This is a genomic window from Pseudomonas sp. ADPe, assembly GCF_014843515.1.
GTDB classification, from domain to species: domain Bacteria; phylum Pseudomonadota; class Gammaproteobacteria; order Pseudomonadales; family Pseudomonadaceae; genus Pseudomonas; species Pseudomonas citronellolis.
The window spans coordinates 1,855,201-1,878,210 of record NZ_CP062122.1 but is presented as its reverse complement, the minus strand read 5'-3'; the positions used below and the strand labels follow the sequence as shown (position 1 = coordinate 1,878,210).

The following is a 23,010-nucleotide window of genomic DNA, read 5'->3' as shown; positions in this document are numbered from 1 at the left end:
GGTAAGCAGCGACCGCCTTTGAATGCTGTGGACGCGGCTCTGGGACCGGCGTCTTGGGCGCGCACTTTAGCAAATTCGGCCGGGCTTGACTAATGGCTTTTCCACCAGGCGCCGTCGTTGCGACGAGCGTGCCTGTCGCGCGCAGAAAAAAGCCCCGCGCGGGGGCGGGGCTTTTTCGTGGCGGGTTGCCCCGCGACCATCACTTGGCCTGGAAGGCGGCGACGGCCTTGGTGATGTAGGAGCGCGCTTCTTCGGCGTTGCCCCAACCTTCGACCTTGACCCACTTGCCCTTTTCGAGGTCCTTGTAGTTCTCGAAGAAGTGCTTGATCTGCTCCAGCAGCAGGGCCGGCAGGTCGGTGTATTCCTTCACGTCGTGGTACAGCACGCTCAGCTTGTCGTGCGGTACGGCGATCAGCTTGGCGTCGCCGCCGGCTTCGTCGCTCATGTTCAGCACACCGACCGGACGGGCGCGGATCACCGAACCCGGGGCCACCGGGTAGGGGGTCACGACCAGCACGTCCAGGGGGTCGCCGTCGTCGGCCAGGGTGTTGGGGATGAAGCCGTAGTTGGCCGGGTAGAACATCGGGGTGGCCATGAAACGGTCGACGAACAGGCAGTCGGTGTCCTTGTCGATCTCGTACTTGATCGGCGCGTGGTTGGCCGGGATCTCGATGGCGACGTAGATGTCGTTCGGCAGGTCTTTGCCAGCCGGGATGCTGCTGTAGCTCATGGACGACTCCAAGGGGGTTGGTCGGGCCGAAAAAGTGCGGCGGATTATAGGCAGATTGCCGTGGCCAAGCCACAGACATCGCTCAGTGCGCCGGAGTTTCCTGATAGTCGGGGTGCTCGCGCTGCAGTCGCTGCAGGCGCGCAAGCGGATCTTGCCGGTAGAACAGCCCCAGTTGCTCGTAGACCTTCGGATAGGCCTGGTGCAGCAGGTCCGGGGCGGTGAAGAAGTATTCGCTGGTGACGGCGAAGAATTCCGCCGGGTTCTCCGCGGCATAGGGATCAATGGCGGTGTGCGCCTCGGGATGGCGGTCGAGCTTGCGGTTCATCTCGTCGTAGGCCGATTTCATGGCCGCCGACCAGTCGCCGATGCGCATGTCGCGGTGCAGCGGCGGCAGGCCGTTGGCGTCGCCGTCGAGCATGTCCAGCTTGTGCGCTAGTTCGTGGATCACCAGGTTGTAGGCGTCCCAGCCGCCGCCGCTTTCCACCCCGGGCCAGGCCAGCACCACCGGGCCCTGCAGCGAGGTTTCGCCGCTGCGCTCGTCGTCGAACTCGTGGATCACCCCGGCCGGGTCGCGGTGCTTTTGCGGGCTGAGGAAGTCGTCCGGGTAGAGCACCAACTCGTGGAAGCCGCCGTACCAGTTCAGCTCCGGCAGGTGCAGCAGCGGCAGCTGGGCCTGGGCCGCCAGCAGCAGGCAGCGGAAGTCGTCCAGCTCGACGCCGGGCAGGGTGGTGAGGTGCTTGTCGCGCAGGAACAGCAGCGCCCGCTCGCCGAGCAGGCGCAGTTCCTCTTCGCTCAGGCCGTCGAGGATCGGCAGGTGGCGCAGCACCTCGGCCCACAGCTGGGCGTCCAGCGGGTGGCGGGCGAGGAAGCGCCGGCGGCGCCAGGCGCTGAACGACCACATCGCGGTATCAGCGCTCCGAGGCCTGCGGCTTGCCGTTGCGCGCCAGCTTGTGGCGGACCACGCCGATCAGCATGGGCACCAGGGAGAAGGCGATGATGGCGATGATCATCACCGAGAGGTTCTGCTTGATGAAGGGCACGTTGCCAAAGAAGTAGCCCAGGGTGACCAGGCCGCCGACCCAGGCGATGCTGCCGGCGACGCTGAAGAACAGGAAGCGCAGGTAGGGCATGTAGGCCATGCCGGCGACGAAGGGGGCGAAGGTGCGCACGATGGGCAGGAAGCGCGCGAGGGTCACGGTCTTGCCGCCGTGGCGCTCGTAGAAGGCGTGGGTCTGGTCCAGGTAGTCGCGGCGGAACACCTTGGAGTCCGGGTTGCTGAACAGGCGCTTGCCCAGGGTTCGGCCGATCACGTAGTTGGTGCTGTCGCCGCTGATGGCCGCGAACAGCAGCAGGCTGCCCAGCACCCACGGGTCCATGCCGCCGGTGGCGCAGATGGCGCCGGCGATGAACAGCAGGGAGTCGCCGGGGAGGAAGGGCGTTACTACCAGGCCGGTTTCGCAGAAGATCACCAGGAACAGGATGGCGTAGATCCAGGCCCCGTAGTTGTTGACCAGCAGCGAGAGATAGGTGTCGAGATGCAGAACGAGGTCGATCGGGTTGAAATCCATGAGGCGCCTTGAAAACCGCGTGGTGAACTGCCGAGCCCGGCATTATAGGCACCCCCGCGTTGCCGTGGGGCGCGCTTTGTCGCAGGCGTCTGCCCACGACAGGTTGCAGGATATTACAGCGCGCGAGTGAAAAGACTGTCGGCATGAAGGCTGCAGTTCCGCAGTGGAAATCTCTGTCGGAACCTCGCCCGATGTCCCTGTCCGGGGGCGCTTTTGGCGCCGGTGCGGCTGTCGAAGCGGGGCCGGGCTAGCGCAGGCTCGCCTGCCAGTCCAGGGTTGGCGCCGCTGGGCGGTTGTCGGCGCCTTCGCGGGCGCGGTCGTGGCCGGCGGCGTCTGGTACCTGCTCGGCTAGCGGGTGTTCGGCCACGGCGCGGATGCCCTGGGCGGTTTCCAGGTGGGCGTCGGCGATCAGCTGTTGCAGGCGCCCGCTCTGGCGCAGCGTGCGCAGGCCGCGGTCGAGGTTGGCGGCCAGCGCCTCGCCGCCGGTGCGGGTCTTGGGAATCAGCACGTAGAGGGGCTTGACCTCCAGCGGCGGCTCGATGAATTCCAGCTGCTCGCGCAGCGCCGGGGCGTTGCGCGCCAGCAGGTGGTAGCCGGTGTAGCGATCCACCACCGCCAGGTCGAGGCGCCCGCGCAGGAGCTTTTCCAGGTTCTGCCAGTCGTTGTTGACCACTTCCTTGGTGAGGAAGTCGGCCTTGTCGAAATCGGCCTGGTTGACGTAGCCGCGCACCACGCCGATGCGGTAGGGGCGCAGGCTGTCGAGGTCGCCGGCGCGGTAGGCGATGGCGCGGTCGCGGCGGTGGAAGAAGCCCAGTTGCGAGTCCAGCAGCGGCATCGAGGTGTAGAAGTCGCGGCTGCGGTCGGCCGACAGGTAGGCCGGCATCAGGGCGTCGTAGTGGCCTTCGCGGGTTTCGTTGAGGGCCCGCTGCCAGGGCAGGAACACCCGCTCGGCGCGGTCGCCGTTGAGCGCCAGGGCCTCGTCGAGGATGCGGCTGGCCAGGCCCTGGCCGGGCAGGTCGGCGCCGACGTAGGGCTCCCAGTCGAGGGTGGCCACGCGCAGGGTATCGGCCTGGACGGTGCCCAGGCCGAACAGCAGGAGCAGGGAGAAGTGACGCAGTAGACGCTGGGGAATGCCCATGGAGCCCCTTAGCCGCCGAACGCCGGGCGGCACGTGCGATGCTTCACTGTAATGCTGGCGTTAAGCCATTGCCAGCGTAATGCGCCCTCGGCTTAGACGAGATCGTCACTGATGGGCAGGATGTAGTTCTTGAACTCGGTGTCCTCGCGGAAGCCGATGGACTCGTAGACCTTCTGCGCCACTTCGTTGTTGGTGCTGGTGGACACGCGCATGCGCACGGCGTTGGTTTCCCGCGCCATCTGCCGGGCGTGCTGCAGCAGGTGGTCGGCCACCAGTTGGCGGCGGGCGTCCTCGGCGACGTAGATGTCGTTGAGGATCCACACGCGCTTGAGCGACAGCGAGGAGAAGCTCGGGTAGAGCTGGCAGAAGCCCAGCAGCTTGTCGTCGCTGTCGTCCGGCAGCGCCAGGTAGATCACCGACTCCTTGCGCTTGAGGCGCTTCTCGAGGAATTTCCGCGAGGATTCGGGGTAGGGCAGCATCCCGTAGAACTCACGGTACTTGACGAACAGCGGGGCGAGCAGGTCGAGGTGATCGAGGGTGGCTTGCACGATGCGCATGGGCGGATCTCTGCGTTCGGTGAATGGGCTGCTGTCACGATGCAGGTGCTGTGCCAGCACAGCACTGCCCGGATGCTGCACCAGAAATCGTTGAAAGCGCAATCCAAGCGAGCGTTTGATCGACAGTGGTGTTTCGGCCGGACGCAGGGCAATTGGCCTGCCGGCTGCGCCGAGGCGCTTTTCGTAGGATGGGTTGAGCCTGCGAAACCCATGCGGTCAGGGTGATGGGTATCGCTTCGCTCAACCCATCCTACGAAGCAGGAGCGTGCCCTAGCGCCCGGCCAGCAGGAAGTTGGCCCCCGGCCCCTGGCCTTCCAGCGTCGGCAGTTCCGCCTCGTCCTTCAGGTTCACCCCCGAGAGCTGGCGGCGGCAGGCTTCGCGCATCAGGTACAGCAGGCGGTGGGCGGCCATGCCGTAGCTCAGGCCTTCCAGGCGCACGTTGGAGATGCAGTTGCGGTAGGCGTCGTTCAGGCCGACCTTCGGCGCCCAGGTGAAGTACAGGCCGAGGCTGTCCGGCGAGCTGAGGCCGGGGCGTTCGCCGATGAGGATGACCACCATCTTCGCCCGCAGCAGTTCGCCCACCTCGTCCGCCACCGCCACGCGCCCCTGTTGCACCAGGGCCACCGGCGACAGGCTCCAGTTCTCGGCCGCGGCCATGTCCTCCAGGCGTTCCAGGAAGGGCAGGGCATGACGCTGCACGGCCAGCGCAGAGAGACCGTCGGCCACCACCACGGCCAGGTCGTAGCCCGCGGGGTTGGCCTCGCCGTGCTGGCGCAGCAGCGCCGCCGAGTCTTCGTCCAGGCGGCGGCCCAGGTCGGGGCGCTGCAGGTAGGTGTGGCGGTCGGCGGCGGCGCTGTGCAGCAGCAGGCTGGCGCGCCCGCGTTCGGCCAGGGCGGCGCTCAGGCCAGCATGGTCGAAGGGCAGGTGCACGGCGTCGCGGGCCTGGGCGTGGGCGAACTGGAAGTCCAGTTGCGCCCTGGTCGGCAGGCTGGTGCCGGCGCGGCCCAGGGCGATGCGCGCGGGGGTCAGGCGGCGCAGTTCCTGCCAGGGGTTGGGGGTGGCGGTGGACTTCTCTTCGCTCATCCGCGCGTCCTCAGTTCAGTTGCGCCAGGGCCGGGCGGAACGCCGGCGGCAGTTGCTCGGCCAGGCGCACCTTGCCTTCGCGCTGCTGCAGGATGTGCATGCGTTCCAGCCACTGCTCGAACTCCGGCGCCGGGCGCAGGCCCAGGCTCTGGCGGGCGTAGAGGGCGTCGTGGAAGGAGGTGGTCTGGTAGTTGAGCATCACGTCGTCGGAGCCGGGGATGCCCATGATGAAGTTGATGCCGGCCACGCCCAGCAGGGTCAGCAGCATGTCCATGTCGTCCTGGTCGGCCTCGGCATGGTTGGTGTAGCAGATGTCGCAGCCCATGGGCACGCCCAGCAGCTTGCCGCAGAAGTGGTCCTCCAGGCCGGCGCGGATGATCTGCTTGCCGTTGTACAGGTACTCCGGGCCGATGAAGCCGACCACGGTGTTCACCAGGAACGGCTTGAAGTGCCGGGCCACGGCGTAGGCGCGGGTCTCGCAGGTCTGCTGGTCGACGCCGTGGTGGGCGTTGGCCGAGAGCGCGCTGCCCTGGCCGGTCTCGAAGTACATGAGGTTGTCGCCCAGCGTCCCGCGCTTGAGCGAAAGGCCCGCCTCGTAGCCTTCCTGCAGCACCGCCAGGCTCACGCCGAAGCTGGCGTTGGCCGCCTCGGTGCCGGCGATGGACTGGAACACCAGGTCCAGCGGCGCGCCGCGGTTGATCGCCTCGATGGAGCTGGTGACGTGGGTCAGCACGCAGGACTGGGTGGGGATTTCGTAGCGCTGGATGATGGCGTCGAGCATTTCCAGCAGGGTGCAGATGGATTGCAGGCTGTCGGTGGCCGGGTTGATCCCCAGCATGGCGTCGCCGTTGCCGTAGAGCAGGCCGTCGAGGACGCTGGCGGCGATGCCGGCCGGGTCGTCGGTGGGGTGGTTGGGCTGCAGCCGGGTGGACAGCCGCCCGCGCAGCCCCTGGGTATTACGGAAGCGGGTGACCACGCGGATTTTCTGCGCCACCAGCACCAGGTCCTGCACGCGCATGATCTTCGATACCGCCGCTGCCATCTCTGGCGTCAGCCCCGGCGCCAGGGCGCGCAGGCTGGCCTCGTCGGCGGCGTCGCCGAGCAGCCAGTCGCGGAAGTCGCCCACCGTCAGGTGGCTGACCGGGGCGAAGGCGGCGCGGTCGTGGCCGTCGATGATCAGGCGGGTGACTTCGTCGGCTTCGTAGGGGATCAGCGCCTCGTCGAGGAAGCGCTTAAGCGGCACCTCGGCCAGGGCCATCTGCGCGGCCACGCGCTCGGCGTCGCTGCTGGCGGCGACGCCGGCCAGGCAGTCGCCGGAGCGCGCCGGGCTGGCCTTGGCCATCAGCTGCCTGAGGCTGTCGAAGCGCCAGGTCTGGCCACCGACGCTGTGGGCGTATCCGGGCATGGGAACTCCTTGTGCTCAACGGCGCCGGGCCTCGCGGCCCGGCGCGGGTGGATCAACCTTCGCTGGCGAAGCTGGCCGGCACGCCACGGCGCGCGGCGATCACCAGGTTGCAGCAGATGAAGCCGGCGAGCATCAGCGCCAGGAACACCAGGGCGATCACCTGGTTGTACCACAGCATGGCAGCCAGGCAGACGAGCGCCAGGGCCAGGGCGATGCCCGGCACGATCGGGTAGCCGGGCGCGCGGAAGGTGCGCTCCAGGTGCGGCTCGCTGCGGCGCAGCTTGAACAGGCTGAGCATGCTCATGATGTACATGACGATGGCGCCGAACACGCTCATGGTGATCATCGCGGCGGTCAGGGTCATGCCCTGCAGGCTGATCAGGTTGTCGCTGAAGATCGCCGCGATGCCCACCACGCCGCCGGCGAGGATGGCCCGGTGCGGCGTCTGGAAGCGCGACAGCTTCGCCAGGCCAGCGGGCAGGAAACCGGCGCGGGCCAGGGCGAAGAACTGCCGCGAGTAGCCGAGGATGATGCCGTGGAAGCTGGCTACCAGGCCGAACAGGCCGATCCACACCAGCATGTGCATCCAGGTGGAGTTGTTGCCGACCACCGCCTTCATGGCCTGCGGCAGCGGGTCGTTGATGTTCGACAGCTCGCGCCAGTCGCCGACGCCGCCGGCGAAGATCATCACGCCGATGGCCAGGGTCACCAGGGTGAGGATGCCGGCGATGTAGGCGCGCGGGATGGTGCGTTTCGGGTCCTTGGCTTCCTCGGCGGCCATGGCCGCGCCCTCGATGGCGAGGAAGAACCAGATGGCGAAGGGAATGGCCGCGAAGATGCCGCCGATGGCCGCGCTGCTGAAGGTGCTGGAGCCGGCCCAGCCGTTGAGCACGAAGTTGCTGAAGCTGAAGCCCGGCGCCACCACGCCCATGAATACCAGCAGCTCGGCCACGGCGAGCACGGTGACCACCAGCTCGAAGGTGGCGGCGATGCTCACGCCGAGGATGTTCAGTGTCATGAAGATGGCGTAGGCGCCGGTGGCCGCCCATTTCGGGTCCAGCGCCGGGAACTGCACGTTGAGGTAGGCGCCGATGGCCATGGCGATGGCCGGCGGGGCGAAGACGAATTCGATCAGGGTGGCGATGCCGGCGATGGTCGCGCCGGTCTTGCCGAAGGCCCGCAGACTGTAGGCGAAGGGACCGCCGGCGTGGGGGATGGCGGTGGTCAGCTCGGTGTAGCTGAAGATGAAACAGGTGTACATCAGGGCCACCATCAGGGTGGTGACCAGGAAGCCCAGGGTGCCGGCGGTGCCCCAGCCGTAGCTCCAGCCGAAGTACTCGCCGGAAATCACCAGGCCCACGGCCAGGCCCCAGAGGTGCAAGGTTCCCAGCGTCGGTTTTAGTTGTGATGCGCTCATTGCGGACTCCTCTGCCCCTCGGGGCGTGGACGGGTTGCCTGGTTTCGATGGTAGCGACGGCGGCGGCCCAGGACTTGACCCTGGAGCCCGCCGTGCGGCCTCTGCGGTCAACTTGCAACGAGGTGTTACCCATCGCCCCAGGATGGCGCGGGGCCTGCACGGGAATGTCGCGTCCAGGGGCCGATGGGATGGCTGTCATGGGGTATTTCGGGGTTCCGGTGCGAGGCACGTTAATTGCTAACGGTAATTGCTAAGTAGTTTTGTCGGATAAGCGATCAATAACAACGAGCGTGCCCATGAACCCGTCCCTGTTTTCCTGTGCCGTCGCCACGCCCTCGGCGAGCAACCTGGGCGTGCTGTCCGCCGCCGCCAGCGGCCTGGATAGCTTCATCACCGCCCAGGGCGGCGACATCGACCGCGTCTTCGGCCGCGCCGGCATCGACCCCGAGCGCCTGCGCCACCCCACCCTGAGCCTGGCCCTGACCAACTATTGCCAGGTACTGGAGGAGGCGGCGCGGCAGTCCGGCTGCGATAACTTCGGCCTGCGCTACGGCCAGCAGTTCCAGCCCCGCGCCCTTGGCCTGCTGGGCTACGTCGGACTATGTTCGGAAACCCTGGAAGACGCCCTGCGCAACTTCGCCGCGGCCTTTCCCTTCCACCAGCACAGCACCCTGATCCGCCTGGTGGATTGCGGTGAGTGCTTCCGCTTCGACTACCAGGTGCAGCACGGCGCCATCCTCGACCGCCGCCAGGACGCCGAGCTGACCATGGGCATGGCGCTGAACCTGCTGCGCCACGCCCTCGGCCAGGGCTGGTCGCCGCGCGCGGTGGGCTTCGAGCATGCCCGCCCGGAGGACTGGCAGGAGCACGCGCGGGTGTTCGGCGCGCCGGTGCATTTCCAGCGCGGCTGCAATTCGCTGCTGGTGCCCAAGGCCGACATCAAGGGCCGGCTGATGCCCGAGCGCGACGCCAACCTGCTGTTCCTGGTGCAGGACGTGATCCGCCGCCTGGGCGAGCAGGGCCGCGGGCCGGACCTGCTGGAAGACGCCGGCACCCAGATCCGCCTGGCCCTGAGCGAGGGCGAGCCGGTGCTGGAACTGATCGCCGAGCGCCTGGAGCTGACCACCGCCGGCCTGCAACGGCGCCTGCGCGAGGCCGGACTGAGCTTCAGCCAGTTGGTGGAAAACACCCGCCGCGAACTGGCGGTGCACTACCTGCGCCAGCGCCAACGGCCGATCTCCGAGCTGGCGCCGCTGCTGGGCTACTCCGAGACCAGCGCCTTCTCCCGCGCCTTCCGCCGCTGGTTCGGCGTGAGCCCGCGGCAGTGGCGCAGCGACGAAGCCTGATCTTCCCGGCGCACGCCTGCAACGTAGGACCTTGACTGCGATAACCGGAGATTCCGGCGCGGATTACGCTGCGCGACCCGCACCGTTCCCATGTAGGAGCGCGCCCTGCGCGCGAATCGCGGGCAGGGCCCGCTCCTACAGGTTGACTGCGAATTTCCCATCCATGCCGGGAGATAACGGCGGATAACCGCGAACGCTTACTTCTTCGAGGCGAAAAAAAAGCGCGGCCCGAAGGCCGCGCGGAAGAGAGTCGGAAGCTCGCTGCTATCAGAAGAAGCCCAGCGGATTGATGTCGTAGCTGACCAGCAGGTTCTTGGTCTGCTGGTAGTGGTCAAGCATCATCTTGTGGGTCTCGCGGCCCACGCCGGATTTCTTGTAGCCGCCGAACGCGGCGTGCGCCGGGTACAGGTGGTAGCAGTTGGTCCACACGCGGCCGGCCTTGATGCCGCGGCCCATGCGGTAGGCGCGGTTGATGTCGCGGGTCCAGACGCCGGCGCCCAGGCCGTATTCGGTGTCGTTGGCAATCGCCAGGGCCTCGGCTTCGTCCTTGAAGGTGGTGACGCCCACCACCGGGCCGAAGATTTCTTCCTGGAACACGCGCATCTTGTTGCTGCCCTTGAGCAGCGTCGGCTGGATGTAGTAGCCGGTGGCCAGGCTGCCTTCGAGCTTCTCGACCTGGCCGCCGACCAGCACCTCGGCGCCTTCCTGTTGGGCGATGTCGAGGTAGGAGAGGATCTTGTCGAACTGCTGCTGCGAGGCCTGGGCGCCGACCATGGTGTCGGTGTCCAGCGGGTCGCCGCGCTTGATCGCCTTGACCTTCTTCATCACCACTTCCATGAACTGCGGGTAGATGGATTCCTGCACCAGCGCCCGCGACGGGCAGGTGCACACCTCGCCCTGGTTGAAGAAGGCCAGCACCAGGCCCTCGGCGGCCTTCTCGATGAAGGTCGGCTCGGCCTGCATGATGTCTTCGAAGTAGATGTTCGGGCTCTTGCCGCCCAGTTCCACGGTGCTGGGGATGATGTTCTTCGCCGCGCATTCGAGGATGTGCGAGCCCACCGGGGTGGAGCCGGTGAAGGCGATCTTGGCGATGCGCTTGCTGGTGGCCAGCGCCTCGCCGGCTTCCTTGCCGAAGCCTTGCACCACGTTGAGCACGCCCGGCGGCAGCAGGTCGCCGATGATCTCCATCAGCACGCAGATGCCCAGCGGCGTCTGCTCGGCCGGCTTGAGCACCACGCAGTTGCCGGCGGCCAGGGCCGGGGCGAGTTTCCAGGCGGCCATCAGCAGCGGGAAGTTCCACGGGATGATCTGCCCGACCACGCCCAGCGGCTCGTGGATGTGGTAGGCCACGGTGCTGTCGTTGATCTCCGCGGCCGAGCCTTCCTGGGCGCGGATGCAGCCGGCGAAGTAGCGGAAGTGGTCGGCGGCCAGCGGGATGTCGGCGTTGAGGGTTTCGCGCACCGGCTTGCCGTTGTCCCAGGTCTCGGTGACGGCGAGCACTTCCAGGTTCTGTTCGATGCGGTCGGCGATCTTCAGCAGGACCAGCGAGCGCTCCTGCACCGAGGTGCGACCCCAGGCATCGGCCGCGGCATGGGCGGCGTCCAGGGCCTTGTCGATGTCGGCGGCGTCGGAGCGGGGGAACTCGGCGATGGGCTGGCCGTTCACCGGCGAGGTGTTGACGAAGTACTGGCCGTTGACCGGGGGCACGAACTCGCCACCGATGTAGTTGCCGTAGCGGGACTTGAAGGAAACGACAGCACCTTGGCTACCGGGTTGGGCGTAACGCATGGTGGATCTCCTGGCTCTTGTGCTTGTTGGGGAGGACGCGTTTGCGGTCTGACAAGCGTAGAGCAAGGGCCGGGCCATGCCAGCGCGAACCGCGTGGTTGCTGGGCCGGCGGTCGGTTGGTGGGCACCCGCCGACGGACGGTGTGGCAGCGCTGGTACAGGCCTGGGTGACAGTTTGTCCCGCATCCGGTACAGCGGCTGACCGCCAGGTCACGCGGGCATTGCATTGCGCGGCGCGCTGGACGATGCTGCGGGAACGGTCGCCCCGGGACTGCCTGCCGTCCCTTCCGTGGAGAACCATAACAATGAGTGCGAACGCCATGAGTCGCCACGCCCGCCAGGTCATGACAGTGGCCCGCGGGCAGCAACCGGCCAGCGGCCCCGCCGCCGATCCGTCGATCGCCCGTTCCTGGCTGCGCTGCCTGGAGGAATACCACCTCGACCCGGCGCAGACGCTGCCGCCCACGGTGCTGGAGCACCGGCGCATGCTGGAGCGCCGCGAAGGCCTGCAGCAGGTGCTGGAGATCGCCAGCGGCGAGATGACCAGCCTGCGCCAGCAACTCGCCGGCGCCGGCCACGCGGTGCTGCTCACCGACGCCCGCGGGGTGATCCTCAACCGCGTCTGCGACGAGGCCGAGCGCGCCACCTTCGAGCACGCCGGGCTGTGGCTGGGCGCCGACTGGAGCGAGGCCCGCGAGGGCACCAACGGCATCGGCACCTGCCTCATCGAGCGCCAGGCGCTGACCATCCACCGCGACGAACATTTCCGCAGCCTGCATACCGGCCTGACCTGCTCGGCGAGCCCGGTGTTCGACCCCCACGGCGAACTGCTGGCGGTGCTCGACGTGTCCTCGGCGCGCCGCGACCTGTCGCGGCAGAGCCAGTTCCACACCATGGCCCTGGTCAACCTCTCGGCGAAGATGATCGAGAGCTGCTACTTCCTGCGCCGCTTCGAAGGCCAGTGGCTGCTGCGCTTCCACCTGCAGGCCGAGTACGTCGGGCTGTTCAGCGAGGGCCTGGTGGCCTTCGACGGCGCCGGGCGCATCCTCGCCGCCAACCAGGGCGCGCTGAACCTGCTCGACCGCCCGCGCGACGGCCTGCTCGGCCGATCGGTGGAGGACTGCTTCGACATCCGCCTGGACGAGCTGCTCGGCCGCGCCAGCACCCAGGCCGGCCTCAGCTGGCCGCTGCGCAGCCATGCCGGGCGCCAGTTCCACGCCCAGCTGCGGGGCGAGCCGCGGCCGCTGGTGGTGCCCGTGGCGCGGCCGGCGCCTGTCGCGCCGGGGCTGTGCCTGGGCGACGAACACCTGGCCGCGGACTTCCGCCGCGCCCTCAAGGTGTATGCCCACGACGTGCCGCTGCTGCTGCACGGCGAGACCGGCTCGGGCAAGGAGGCCTTCGCCAAGGCCGTGCACCAGTCCGGCGAGCGCGCCGGCAAGGCCTTCGTCGCGCTGAACTGCGCGGCCATCCCGGAAAGCCTGATCGAGAGCGAGCTGTTCGGCTACCGCGGCGGCAGCTTCACCGGCGCGCGCAAGGAAGGCATGCGCGGCAAGCTGCTGCAGGCCGACGGCGGCACCCTGTTCCTCGACGAGATCGGCGACATGCCCCTGGCCCTGCAGACGCGCCTGCTACGGGTGCTGGAAGAGCGCCAGGTGGTGCCCCTGGGCGACGGCGTGGCGCAGCCGGTGGACCTGCGCCTGATCAGCGCCACCCACCGCAACCTGGAGGCGCTGGTGGCCGCCGGCACCTTCCGCGAGGACCTCTACTACCGCCTCAACGGCCTGGTGCTGCAACTGCCGGCCCTGCGCGAGCGCGAGGACCGGCCGCAGCTGCTGGCGCAACTGCTCGCCGAAGAATCCCGGGGCCGGCCCATCGTGCTCGACGAGGACGTGCGCCAGGTCCTGCTCGACCATCCCTGGCCGGGCAACGTGCGCCAGCTGCGCAACGTGTTGCGCACCCTGGTGGCGCTGAGCGAGGGCGGCCGCGTGCACCTGGCCGACCTGCCGGTGGACATCCGCCGCGCCGCGCAACCCAAGCCCGCGCCCGAAGCGGAAGCACCCGCCGACTGCCTGCTCGACGCCGAGCGCGGCGCCCTGCTGGCAGTGCTGGAAGCGCAGCGCTGGCACATGAGCCGCACCGCGCAGCAACTGGGCATCAGCCGCAACACCCTGTACCGCAAGCTGCGCCGCCATGGTTTGAGCCGCTCCGTACCGTAGGGCGTACAACCGTTCGCGGTTGTACGCCGTTTGACCCAGGCCCCAGGCGGCTCCGGGTTCGACCTTGGCGGTGGGGGCGGCTGTGTAGATGGATGGCTTCAGGTTCGACCTTGGCTTTGGGTGAAGATTGGGTGTATCGGCGGATAACCGCGAACGGTTATACGCCCTACGCCAGGCCCACCAATGGCTTGCGTGGAACCCCCGCCCAATGGCGCCGTCTGATGCATCCAGCCACCCCGCCGGCACCCGGCGCTGTGCTAATCTGCCGCCCATTCGAAGCGCCTTCCCAGGCTTGATTGCAGGAGTCTGCATGCATATCCACATCCTCGGCATCTGCGGCACCTTCATGGGCTCGCTGGCCGTGCTGGCCAAGGAACTGGGGCACCGCGTCACCGGTTCCGACGCCAACGTCTACCCGCCCATGAGCACCCAGCTGCAGGCCCAGGGCATCGAGCTGATGCAGGGCTACGAGCCCGCCCACCTGGAGCCGGCGCCGGACCTGGTGGTGATCGGCAATGCCCTGTCCCGCGGCAACCCGGCGGTGGAGTACGTGCTGAACAAGGGCCTGCCCTACGTTTCCGGCCCGCAATGGCTGGCCGACCATGTGCTGCAGGGCCGCTGGGTGCTGGCCGCCGCCGGCACCCACGGCAAGACCACCACCAGCAGCATGCTGGCCTGGGTGCTGGAACACGCCGGCATGAGCCCGGGCTTCCTGATCGGCGGCGTGCCGCAGAACTTCGGCGTCTCCGCGCGCCTGGGCGGCACGCCGTTCTTCGTGGTGGAAGCCGACGAGTACGACAGCGCCTTCTTCGACAAGCGCTCGAAGTTCGTCCACTACCGCCCGCGCACCGCCATCCTGAACAACCTGGAATTCGATCACGCGGACATCTTCCCGGACCTGGCGGCCATCGAGCGGCAGTTCCACCACCTGGTGCGGACCATCCCCGGCGAAGGCCTGATCATCCACCCGGAAAACGAAACCGCGCTCAAGCGGGTGATCGGCATGGGCTGCTGGACTCCCGTGCAAACCACCGGCGAGGGCGGCCAGTGGCAGGCGCGCTTGCTCAGCGCCGATGGCTCGCGCTTCGAGGTGCTGTTCGACGGCGCCGCCCAGGGCACGGTGGAATGGGAGCTGACCGGCCAGCACAACGTCGCCAACGCCCTGGCCTGCCTGGCCGCGGCGCGCCACGTCGGCGTGGTGCCGGAGCTGGGCTGCGCCGCGCTGTCGGCGTTCAAGAGCGTCAAGCGGCGCATGGAGAAGGTCGCCGAAGTGAAGGGCGTGACCCTCTACGACGACTTCGCCCACCATCCGACCGCCATTGCCACCACCCTCGACGGCCTGCGCAAGCGCGTCGGCGACGCCCCGGTGATCGCCGTGGTCGAGCCGCGCTCCAACTCCATGAAGCTGGGCGCCCACCGCGACGGCCTGGCGGACAGTGTCACCCAGGCCGACCGGGTGTTCTGGTACGCGCCGCCGAACCTGGGCTGGGACCTGGCCGCCACTGTGGCCGGCTCGACCGTGCCGACCCAGGTGTGCGACTCCCTGGAAGCCATCATCGAGGGCGTGAAGGCCGTGGCCACGCCGGGCACCCAGGTGGTGATCATGAGCAACGGCGGCTTCGGCGGCCTGCACGGCAAGCTGGCCAAGGCCCTGGAGGACTGAGATGGCGGGAGCCGAACGCGTCACCCTGGCGATGACCGGCGCCTCCGGCGCGCAGTACGGCCTGCGCCTGCTCGACTGCCTGGTGCAGGAAGACCGCGAGGTGCACTTCCTGATCTCCAAGGCCGCGCAACTGGTGGTGGCCACCGAGACCGACGTGACCCTGCCGGGCAAGCCCCAGGCGATGCAGGCCTTCCTCAGCGAATACACCGGCGCCGCGCCGGGGCAGATCCGCGTCTACGGCAAGGAAGACTGGATGGCCCCGGTGGCCTCCGGCTCCGGCGCGCCCGGCGCCATGGTGGTGGTGCCTTGCTCCACCGGCACGCTGTCGGCGATTGCCAGCGGCGCCTGCAACAACCTGATCGAGCGCGCCGCCGACGTCGCCCTGAAGGAGCGCCGTCAGCTGATCCTGGTGCCGCGCGAGGCGCCGCTCTCCAGCATCCACCTGGAGAACATGCTCAAGCTGTCCAACCTGGGCGCGGTGATCCTGCCGGCGGCGCCGGGTTTCTACCATCAGCCGCAGACCATCGACGACCTGATCGACTTCGTGGTCGCGCGCATCCTCAACCAACTGGGCATCCCCCAGGACATGCTGCCGCGCTGGGGCGAACACCACCTTGTCAGTGACGAATAAGCTCCTAGCCGCCTTGATGTTGCTGCAGCTGGGCGGCTGCGCCACCGTGAAGACCCTCAACGCCAACAAGCCCGGCGCCCCGCTGATCTACGCCGGCACGCGGCTGGACTGGTATTCCATCAACGGCGGTTGTTGCCCGCAGGACCACTACGGCACCGAGGCGCCGAAATACCCACGGCTGGACCTGCCGGGTAGCGCGTTGCTGGACACCGTGCTGTTGCCGCTGTCGATTGCCGCGGAGCTGGGCATCGGCCTGCAGGTGTGGGGCGGGAATTGACGCCGCGGGCCTTGCCCGCGAATCGCGCGCAGGGCGCGCTCCTACAGGTGGGCGTCGCGTAGGAGCGGATCCTATCCGCGAACCGCGCCGGAGCCCCCGGCTATCGCGGACAAGGTCCGCTCCTACAGGGGAATGCCATACCTCATGCCGAACTGTAGGAGCGGGCCCTGCCCGCGAAATCGCGCGCAGGGCGCGTTCCTGCAGGTGGGCGTTGCGTAGGAGCGGATCCTATCCGCGAACCGCGCCGGAACCCCCGGCTATCGCGGAAAAGGTCCGCTCCTACAGGGGAATGCCATGCCTCATGCCGAACTGTAGGAGCGGGCCCTGCCCGCGAATCGCGCGCAGGGCGCGCTCCTACAGGTGGGCGTCGCGTAGCGGATCTTATCCGCGAACTGCGCCGGAACCTCCGGCTATCGCGGACAAGGTCCGCTCCTACGGGGGAATGCCATGCCTCATGCCGAACTGTAGGAGCGGGCTCTGCCCGCGAAATCGCGCGCAGGGCGCAACAGGAAATACCGTCGTAGGATGGTGTTGAGCGAAGCGATACCCATCGCCACGGCCGCATGGGTTTCGCCAAGGCTCAACCCATCCTACGAAGAGCGCCTCGGCGCTGTCGGGACTATTTCCCCAGCCTGCGCAACTCGTCCGACTCCACGAACCGCACACCCTTGCCCGTCTCCAGGGCCAGGCGCCAGAGGGCGCGGGCCAGGGCGCAGGCTTCGATGCCGTGCAGCTTGCCGGGGAGGATGCGGGCGAAGGGCGCGGCGAGCAGTTCGGCCAGGCGGATTTCCTCGCGCTGGCCCAGCAGCAGGGACGGGCGGGCGATGGTCAGTTGCGCCCAGCCCTGTTTCTGCAGGGCCTCTTCCAGCTCGCCCTTGACGCGGTTGTAGAACAGCGAGGACTTGCTGTCCGCGCCCAGCGCGCTGACCACCACGTAGTGCCGCGCGCCGAGCTTGAGCGCGTGCTCGCCCAGGGCCAGCGGCAGGTCGTAGTCCACCGCCTTGAAGGCCGCCTCCGAGCCGGCCTCCTTGAGCGTTGTGCCCAGGCAGCAGAACACCGTGTCCACCGGCCCGGCCAGGTTGGGGATGAGTTCGGCCAGCGGGCCGATGGGGTTCTCCAGGCGCGGGTGGGCGGCCAGTGGCCGGCGCGTAGGCGCCAGCACGCGCTTGACCGTCGGCTCGCTGAGCATGCGGTCGAGCAGGTGTTCGCCGGTGAGGCCGGTGGCGCCGGCGAGAATGACATGCGTCGGTGTTGAATACATCCTGGTTTCTCCGCTGACACAGTTACAAGCGTAGTTGCCGGGCTATCGTTTTTCCTGCACGTGCCCCGCATCGGCGCTCAGGGCCCGGCTGGCCTGGCCCGCACGCAAGGTGTTCCAGCGCTGCAGCACGGCCGCTGGCGCCCACAGCTGCGGCTCGGAAGCGTCGAAGCCGTCCGCCGTCTCGCGCCGGGCGACCTCGCTGCTGGCCAGCTGGAAGGCCTGCTGCAGGTCGTCGGTGGCGTTCAGGGCGTTGGCGAACAGGGCCTGGCCGAAGTAGGTGAAGTCCGCTTCCTCGGAACAGCCGAAGGACACCCGGTCGCTGCGCGCCGCGGTCATGATCAGAGTCCTGTCGTCCTTCAGAGGTTCGATGAAGCCGCCGCTGTAGCAGGCCGAGATCACCAGCACCTTGTCGCGATCCTTCAGCGGCGCGAGGAGTTCGGCCAGGTCGGCGGCGGGCAGGTTGTCCAGGCGGATGCCGGGCATGTCGAGGATCAGCTGGTGGTCGTGGCTGCCGTGGCTGGTCAGGTAGATGAACACCAGGTCCTCCGGGCCGCTGCTGCGCGCCAGGGCGCGGATCGCCCGCGCCAGGCTCTCGCGGGTGGCCATGGGGCGGTCGTCGGCATGGTTGCGGTTGTTCACCAGGGTGACCACGCCGCGCGCGCCGAAGCGCTGGCCGAGCAGGCGGGCGACGTAGTCGGCCTCGCGCAGGAACACGCTCTGCTTGCCGTCGCCGCCCACGCTCAGGGCGTACAGCTCCACCTGCGGCGTGGAAGGCGGCAGCGCGGCCAGGGCGCGGTCGAGCAGGCGGCCCTGTTCCAGCAGGCCGACCTCCACCGGGTTGGGCAGGCGCCGGCCCTGTTCGTCGCGGCGCAGCAGGCCGTTGCTCCAGGTGCCGGCCTGCAGGCGCCCGTCGGCGCCGCGCAGGCTGCCCTTGCCGGCGAACTTGCCGTCGGCGAACTGGCCACGGTAGACCTGGCCGTCGGCCTGGGTCAGCACGCCTTCGCCGGCGAAGCGCCAGTCCTTGAAGCCGCCTTCGTAGCGGCTGCCGTCGCGGCCTTCGTACTTGCCCTGGCCGTTCAGCGCGCCCTGGCTGAACTGGCCGCTCCAGACGTCGCCGTCGGCGTTGACGAAGCGCCCCTGGCCGCTGAATTCGGTGTTCTCGAAGCCGCCCTCGTAGCGGTCGCCGTCGGCGTCGCTGAAGCTGCCCTTGCCGCGTAGCTGGCCGTTCTCGAAGGTGCCGGCGTATTCGTTGCCCTGGCCGTCGTCCAATTGGCCCTGGCCGTGGTAGAGGCCGGCGCGGAAGCCGCCCTGGTAGTGGCTGCCGTCGGCGCCGTGCCATTCGCCCGGGCCGTCGAACAGGCCCTTGGCGAAGCGGCCCCGGTACCAGGCGACGTTGCCGTGCTCCAGGCGCCCCTCGCCGTGCAGGCGGCCGTCGACGAGGGCGCCGTGGTAGCGCGCGCCGTCGGGCAGCACCAGGTCGGCCGAGGGCTGGGCGGGGCCCTGGTCGCAGGCCGCCAGGGCCAGGATCAGGGCGAGGAGGGGAAGGTGCAGGCGCATGCGGCAGGTCGGTCACGGCGGTTTTGCACCAGTGTGACGCAAAAAAGCCCGCGGGCGCGGGCTTTTTTGCAGGGGGCCGGGCGCCGGCGTCAGACGAAGGCCAGGCTCAGCGATTCGGCGATGTAGGCCGGCTTGGGCAGGCCCTCGATCTCCAGGGTGCAGCGTGCCTTGATCAGCCACTGGCCGGGGTTCTTCTCGCTGACGTCGAGGATGGTCACCTGCAGGCGCACCCGCGAATCCACCGGCACCGGCTGGATGAAGCGCACGCTGTCGAGGCCGTAGTTGACCACCATCTTCGGGTTCTCCGGGAGCACCAGCAGGCCTTCGCAGAGCTTGGGAATCAGCGACAGGGAGAGGAAGCCGTGGGCGATGGTGCCGCCGAACGGGGTCTTCTTCGCCTTCTCCGGGTCGACGTGGATGAACTGGTGGTCCTCGGTGCACTCGGCGAACTGGTTGATGCGGTTCTGGTCGATGGTGAGCCATTCGGAATGGCCCAGGTCCTTGCCAATGTAGTCCTTGAGGGTGCTGACGGGAACGAACGGCATGTTTTCCTCCGCGAACGCGTGTTGTTGTTTTTTGCGTGCGATGCAGCATGGCACAGGTCGATGACGGCTGCGCACCTATGCTTGAAGCGAATGCCATGCCATAGGCCGGGCGTACTTGGGCATAATGTCGGGCTTTTTCACAGGAGGTTGCCATGCTGCTCCGCGGCCTGACCTGGCTGGTGCTGTTCCAACTGCTGGGCACCGGTCTGAATGTTCTCATCCTGCCGATGATCCCCGGCCCCATCATTGGGCTGGTGCTGCTGTTGGCGTTCCTGCTGGCGCGCGGGGAAGTGGGCGAGCCGATCACGCTCGCGGCCTCCTCGCTGCTGCGCTACCTGCCGCTGCTGCTGGTGCCGCCGGCGGTGGGGGTGATGGTCTACGGCCGCCAGCTGCTGGCGGACTTCTGGCCGCTGGCCGGGGCCCTGGCGCTGTCGCTGCTGGGCTCCTTCCTGTTCGCCGGCTGGCTGATGCAGAAGCTGATCGACCGCCAGCGCGGCCGCAAGGAGGCCCGCGATGCTTGACTGGCAAGGCGCCTGGCAGGCGGTCACCCATCACCCGCTGTTCTGCATCGGCATCACCCTGGCGACCTACCAGCTGGCCCTGGCGGCCTACGAGCGCACGCGCTGGGTGTTCCTGCAGCCGGTGCTGGTGTCCATGGCCATGGTGATCCTGGTGCTGTTGGGCACCGGCATCGACTACCAGGCCTACAGCGCCGGGGTCAGCGTGCTGACCGTGCTGCTCGGCCCGGCCACCGTGGCCTTGGCGGTGCCGCTGTTCCTCAACCTCAAGCGCATCCGCCAGCTGTTCTGGCCGACCCTGGTCACCCTGCTGGTGGCCGGCGTGCTGGCCACCGTGGCCGGTATCGGCCTGGGCTGGCTGTTCGGCCTGCGCGGCGAGCTGCTGATGAGCCTGGCGCCGAAGTCGGTGACCTCGCCCATCGCCATGCTGGTGGCCAGCCAGATCGGCGGCGTGGCGGCGCTGGCGGCGGTGTTCGTGCTGATCACCGGGGTGCTCGGCGCCATCCTCGGCCCGGAGCTGCTGCGCCGCATCGGCGTGCGCCACCCGGCCGCCCAGGGCATGGCGCTGGGCATGACCGCCCATGCCGTGGGCACTTCCCGCGCCCTGCAGGAGGGCGAGGAATGCGGCGCCTTCGCCGCCCTGGCGATGAGCCTGATGGGCGTGGCCACCGCAGTGCTGCTACCGTTGGCGGTAGCGTTGATCGCCTGAAGCAGGAAGATTCACATGAAGTTGCCGCTCTTCCCCCTCAACACCGTGCTGTTCCCCGGTTGCCGCCTGGACCTGCAGATCTTCGAGGCGCGCTACCTGGACATGATCGGCCGCTGCATGAAGCAGGGCGGCGGCTTCGGCGTGGTGTCCATCGTCGAAGGCCGCGAAGTGGGCGAGGCGCCGCAGGCGTTCAGCCAGGTCGGCTGCGAGGCGCTGATCCGCGACTGGCAGCAGTTGCCCAACGGCCTGCTGGGCATCCGCGTCGAGGGCGGCCGGCGTTTCCGCGTGCTGGATACGCAGGTGCAGCCGGACCAACTGCTGGAAGCCGACGTGGCCTGGCTGGAGGAACAGCCCGACCAGCCGCTGACCGAGGAACACGACGACCTGGCCGCGCTGCTCGGCGCGCTGTCGCTGCACCCGATGGTCGCCACCCTGGAGATGGGCGGCGAAGTCCACGGCCAGCAGGAGCTGGCCTGCCAACTGGCCTACCTGCTGCCCTTCGAGCCGGAGCAGAAGCAGGTGCTGCTGGAGATGGACGACCCCACGGTGCGCCTGGCGCGCATCCAGGTGTTGCTGGAGCAGTTGCAGGGGGATCTGTTGGCTTGAGCGTGGGCGGCGCGCGAACGATTATGCGCCCTACGTCACCGTTGGGCCTGGCGTAGGGCGAATAACGCCTACGGCGTTATCCGCCGATTGGCCTTGCTCCCCGGCGGCGTCCGGGTTGGCCTTGGCGTGGGCTGTGGCCACGGTGTATCGGCGGATAACCGCGAACGGTTATTCGCCCTACGTCCAGGACGCTCCTTTGCTCAGATCACCAGCAAATCCATGAAGCGGTGCACCGGCGTGGCTTCCAGTTGCGCGGGGTCGTCGCACAGCGCGGTTATCTGCGCGCAGCGCTGCGGGGCGAAGCGGGTGGCCAGGGCGTTGCGGAACTTCGCCTCCAGCAGCGGGATGCCCTCGGCGCGGCGGCGGCGGTGGCCCACCGGGTATTCCACCTCGATCTTCGGCGTGCTGCTGCCGTCGCTGAAGAACACCTGCACGGCGTTGGCGATGCTGCGCTTGCCCGGCTCCAGGTATTCGCGGCTGTAGCGCGGGTCTTCCACCACTTCCATCTTGTCGCGCAGGCGGTCGATCAGCGGGTGCGCGGCGTGGAAGGCGTCTTCGTAGTGCTCGGCTTCCAGGGTGCCGTAGATCAGTGGCACGGCGACCATGTACTGGATGCAGTGGTCGCGGTCGGCGGCGTTGGCCAGGGGGCCGGTCTTGGAGATGATGCGGATCGCCGATTCCTGGGTGTCGATGACGATGCGGGTGATCTCGCTGATGCGGTTGCGCACCAGCGGGTGCAGCTGCACCGCGGCTTCCACGGCGGTCTGCGCGTGGAACTCGGCGGGGAAGCTGATCTTGAACAGCACGTTCTCCATCACGTAGCTGGCGAAGGGCTGCGGCAGGCGGAAGCGGCGCTGGTCGTCGGGCTTGAGCGCCAGGTCCTTGTTGGTGTGGCTGAACAGCACGTCGTAGAAGCCCCACTGCGGCGCGCTCAGCACGCCGGGGATGCCCATCTCGCCGCGCCGGGCGATGTCCGCCAGGCGCAGGCCGCGGCTGCTGGCGTCACCGGCGGCCCAGGACTTGCGCGAGCCGGCGTTGGGCGCGTGGCGGTAGGTGCGTAGCGCCTGGCCGTCGACGCAGGCGTGGGAGAGGGCGGAGAGCAGCTGCTCGCGGTCGGCGCCGAGCAGCCGTGCGCTCACCGCCGTGGAGGCGAGCTTGACCAGGAACACGTGGTCCAGGCCGACGCGGTTGAAGGCGTTCTCCAGGGCGAACACGCCCTGGATCTCGTGGGCCAGGACCATGGATTCCAGCACGTCGCCCATGCTCAGCGGCGGCTCGCCGTTGGCCTGGGCGCGTTGCGCCAGGTGGTCGGCGAGGCCGAGGATGGCGCCGAGGTTATCCGACGGGTGGCCCCATTCGGCGGCCAGCCAGGTGTCGTTGTAGTCCAGCCAGCGCACCAGCGCGCCAATGTCCCAGGCGGCCTTGACCGGGTCGAGGCAGAAACGCGTGCCCGGCACCCGCGAGCCGTGGGGCACCACGGTGCCTTCCACCTGCGGGCCGAGCAGCTTGGTGCATTCGGGGAAGCGCAGGGCCAGCAGGGCGCAGGCCAGGCTGTCCATCAGGCACAGCCGCGCGGTGTCGCGTGCTTCGGCGGAGTCGACGCGGTAGGTCAGGACGTAGTCGGCGATCTGCTGCAGGACGCCGTCGTAGTCGGGGCGGGTGTTCGGATCGGCGTTGGTGCTCATGGCGTGCTCCTGCGCGGTAATCCGGGAGAGTCTAGACGCTGGCGGCGCAAAGCTTTCGCGAACGATGGCGATGGGTATCGCTTCGCTCGACCCATCCTACGGCGAGCAGCTGCCGAGGTGCTCGCCTGCAACGTAGGAGCGACTGTCTTGCGCCGAGGTGCTCTTCGTAGGATGGGTTGAGCTTGCGAAACCCATGCGGTTGCGCTGATGGGTATCGCTTCGCTCAACGCCATCCTACGAAAAGCCGTGCTTCCTGGAACCGTAGGATTCATCCGCGATTGCGCCGGCCAGGGCCATCGCGGACGGAATCC

Annotated in this window: 21 protein-coding genes; 8 read left to right on the top strand and 13 right to left on the bottom strand. The window is 68.4% G+C overall.

Translation table 11 applies throughout. The annotated features are described in order from the left end of the window. Positions 1-199: 199 nt before the first annotated feature. The 8 genes from ppa to eat form a co-directional block, all read right to left on the bottom strand. Entirely contained in the window at positions 200-730 is a 531-nt protein-coding gene (gene ppa / locus IG194_RS08510; protein WP_009615962.1) for an inorganic diphosphatase, read from the bottom strand. Positions 731-812: 82 nt separating this feature from the next. Further along, entirely contained in the window at positions 813-1,631 is an 819-nt protein-coding gene (locus tag IG194_RS08505) for a zinc-dependent peptidase (protein ID WP_058487429.1), read from the bottom strand. A 7-nt stretch (positions 1,632-1,638) separates the two neighbouring features. Continuing rightward, on the bottom strand, positions 1,639-2,298 hold the full coding sequence (locus tag IG194_RS08500; protein ID WP_009615964.1) for a DedA family protein: 660 nt from the start codon (positions 2,296-2,298) through the stop codon (positions 1,639-1,641). A 247-nt stretch (positions 2,299-2,545) separates the two neighbouring features. After that, positions 2,546-3,436 (bottom strand): substrate-binding periplasmic protein, encoded by an 891-nt coding sequence (locus tag IG194_RS08495; protein WP_058487428.1) that lies wholly within the window; start codon positions 3,434-3,436, stop codon positions 2,546-2,548. A 92-nt stretch (positions 3,437-3,528) separates the two neighbouring features. Further along, a complete protein-coding gene (locus tag IG194_RS08490; protein WP_009615966.1) occupies positions 3,529-3,993 on the bottom strand; it encodes a GNAT family N-acetyltransferase in 465 nt (154 codons plus the stop codon). 270 nt (positions 3,994-4,263) lie between these two features. Further along, the gene (gene eutC / locus IG194_RS08485) at positions 4,264-5,076 is read right to left on the bottom strand and encodes an ethanolamine ammonia-lyase subunit EutC (RefSeq protein ID WP_058487427.1); all 813 of its coding nucleotides are present in this window, start codon (positions 5,074-5,076) and stop codon (positions 4,264-4,266) included. 10 nt (positions 5,077-5,086) lie between these two features. Next, the gene (locus IG194_RS08480; RefSeq protein WP_058487426.1) at positions 5,087-6,481 is read right to left on the bottom strand and encodes an ethanolamine ammonia-lyase subunit EutB; all 1,395 of its coding nucleotides are present in this window, start codon (positions 6,479-6,481) and stop codon (positions 5,087-5,089) included. Positions 6,482-6,533: 52 nt separating this feature from the next. After that, the gene (gene eat, locus IG194_RS08475; RefSeq protein WP_058487425.1) at positions 6,534-7,898 is read right to left on the bottom strand and encodes an ethanolamine permease; all 1,365 of its coding nucleotides are present in this window, start codon (positions 7,896-7,898) and stop codon (positions 6,534-6,536) included. Between the two features lie 296 nt (positions 7,899-8,194). On the opposite strand from eat, the gene IG194_RS08470 reads away from it, so the two are divergent. Continuing rightward, the gene (locus IG194_RS08470) at positions 8,195-9,244 is read left to right on the top strand and encodes an AraC family transcriptional regulator (protein ID WP_058487424.1); all 1,050 of its coding nucleotides are present in this window, start codon (positions 8,195-8,197) and stop codon (positions 9,242-9,244) included. Between the two features lie 267 nt (positions 9,245-9,511). Here IG194_RS08470 and IG194_RS08465 read toward each other — a convergent pair whose 3' ends face one another. Further along, a complete protein-coding gene (locus IG194_RS08465; protein ID WP_009615972.1) occupies positions 9,512-11,032 on the bottom strand; it encodes an aldehyde dehydrogenase family protein in 1,521 nt (506 codons plus the stop codon). A 304-nt stretch (positions 11,033-11,336) separates the two neighbouring features. Between IG194_RS08465 and IG194_RS08460 the strand changes: the two genes are divergently transcribed. From IG194_RS08460 to IG194_RS08445, 4 genes are all read left to right on the top strand, one after another. Then, positions 11,337-13,247, top strand: coding sequence for a sigma-54-dependent Fis family transcriptional regulator (locus IG194_RS08460; RefSeq protein WP_058487423.1), 1,911 nt, complete (start codon positions 11,337-11,339; stop codon positions 13,245-13,247). Between the two features lie 310 nt (positions 13,248-13,557). Further along, positions 13,558-14,910: a UDP-N-acetylmuramate:L-alanyl-gamma-D-glutamyl-meso-diaminopimelate ligase gene (gene mpl / locus IG194_RS08455; protein ID WP_058487422.1), complete on the top strand. Its 1,353-nt coding sequence runs from the start codon at positions 13,558-13,560 to the stop codon at positions 14,908-14,910. A gap of 1 nt (position 14,911) precedes the next feature. Next, positions 14,912-15,541 carry a flavin prenyltransferase UbiX gene (ubiX, locus tag IG194_RS08450; RefSeq protein ID WP_009615976.1) on the top strand — a complete coding sequence of 210 codons (630 nt, stop codon included), beginning with the start codon at positions 14,912-14,914 and terminating at the stop codon, positions 15,539-15,541. A 16-nt stretch (positions 15,542-15,557) separates the two neighbouring features. Continuing rightward, positions 15,558-15,818: a YceK/YidQ family lipoprotein gene (locus IG194_RS08445; RefSeq protein WP_009615977.1), complete on the top strand. Its 261-nt coding sequence runs from the start codon at positions 15,558-15,560 to the stop codon at positions 15,816-15,818. A 619-nt stretch (positions 15,819-16,437) separates the two neighbouring features. On the opposite strand, the gene IG194_RS08440 is transcribed toward IG194_RS08445, so the two are convergent. The 3 genes from IG194_RS08440 to IG194_RS08430 form a co-directional block, all read right to left on the bottom strand. After that, the gene (locus tag IG194_RS08440) at positions 16,438-17,079 is read right to left on the bottom strand and encodes an oxidoreductase (RefSeq protein ID WP_009615978.1); all 642 of its coding nucleotides are present in this window, start codon (positions 17,077-17,079) and stop codon (positions 16,438-16,440) included. A 42-nt stretch (positions 17,080-17,121) separates the two neighbouring features. Beyond that, a complete protein-coding gene (locus IG194_RS08435) occupies positions 17,122-18,636 on the bottom strand; it encodes a C13 family peptidase (RefSeq protein ID WP_058487421.1) in 1,515 nt (504 codons plus the stop codon). Positions 18,637-18,725: 89 nt separating this feature from the next. Next, positions 18,726-19,181, bottom strand: coding sequence for a MaoC family dehydratase (locus IG194_RS08430; protein ID WP_009615980.1), 456 nt, complete (start codon positions 19,179-19,181; stop codon positions 18,726-18,728). Between the two features lie 152 nt (positions 19,182-19,333). Here IG194_RS08430 and IG194_RS08425 point away from each other — a divergent pair, with 152 nt between their 5' ends. The 3 genes from IG194_RS08425 to IG194_RS08415 are packed head-to-tail and all read left to right on the top strand — an operon-like array spanning position 19,334 to position 21,014. Continuing rightward, positions 19,334-19,702, top strand: a complete 369-nt coding sequence (locus IG194_RS08425; RefSeq protein ID WP_009615981.1) for a CidA/LrgA family protein — start codon at positions 19,334-19,336, stop codon at positions 19,700-19,702. Then, the gene (locus IG194_RS08420; protein WP_043314037.1) at positions 19,695-20,408 is read left to right on the top strand and encodes an LrgB family protein; all 714 of its coding nucleotides are present in this window, start codon (positions 19,695-19,697) and stop codon (positions 20,406-20,408) included. Before IG194_RS08425 ends, IG194_RS08420 begins: the two co-directional genes overlap by 8 nt. Before the next feature lie 15 nt (positions 20,409-20,423). After that, positions 20,424-21,014, top strand: coding sequence for an LON peptidase substrate-binding domain-containing protein (locus IG194_RS08415; protein WP_043273207.1), 591 nt, complete (start codon positions 20,424-20,426; stop codon positions 21,012-21,014). Between the two features lie 200 nt (positions 21,015-21,214). On the opposite strand, the gene prpD is transcribed toward IG194_RS08415, so the two are convergent. After that, the gene (gene prpD / locus IG194_RS08410; RefSeq protein WP_043273206.1) at positions 21,215-22,699 is read right to left on the bottom strand and encodes a 2-methylcitrate dehydratase; all 1,485 of its coding nucleotides are present in this window, start codon (positions 22,697-22,699) and stop codon (positions 21,215-21,217) included. Between the last annotated feature and the right edge of the window lie 311 nt (positions 22,700-23,010).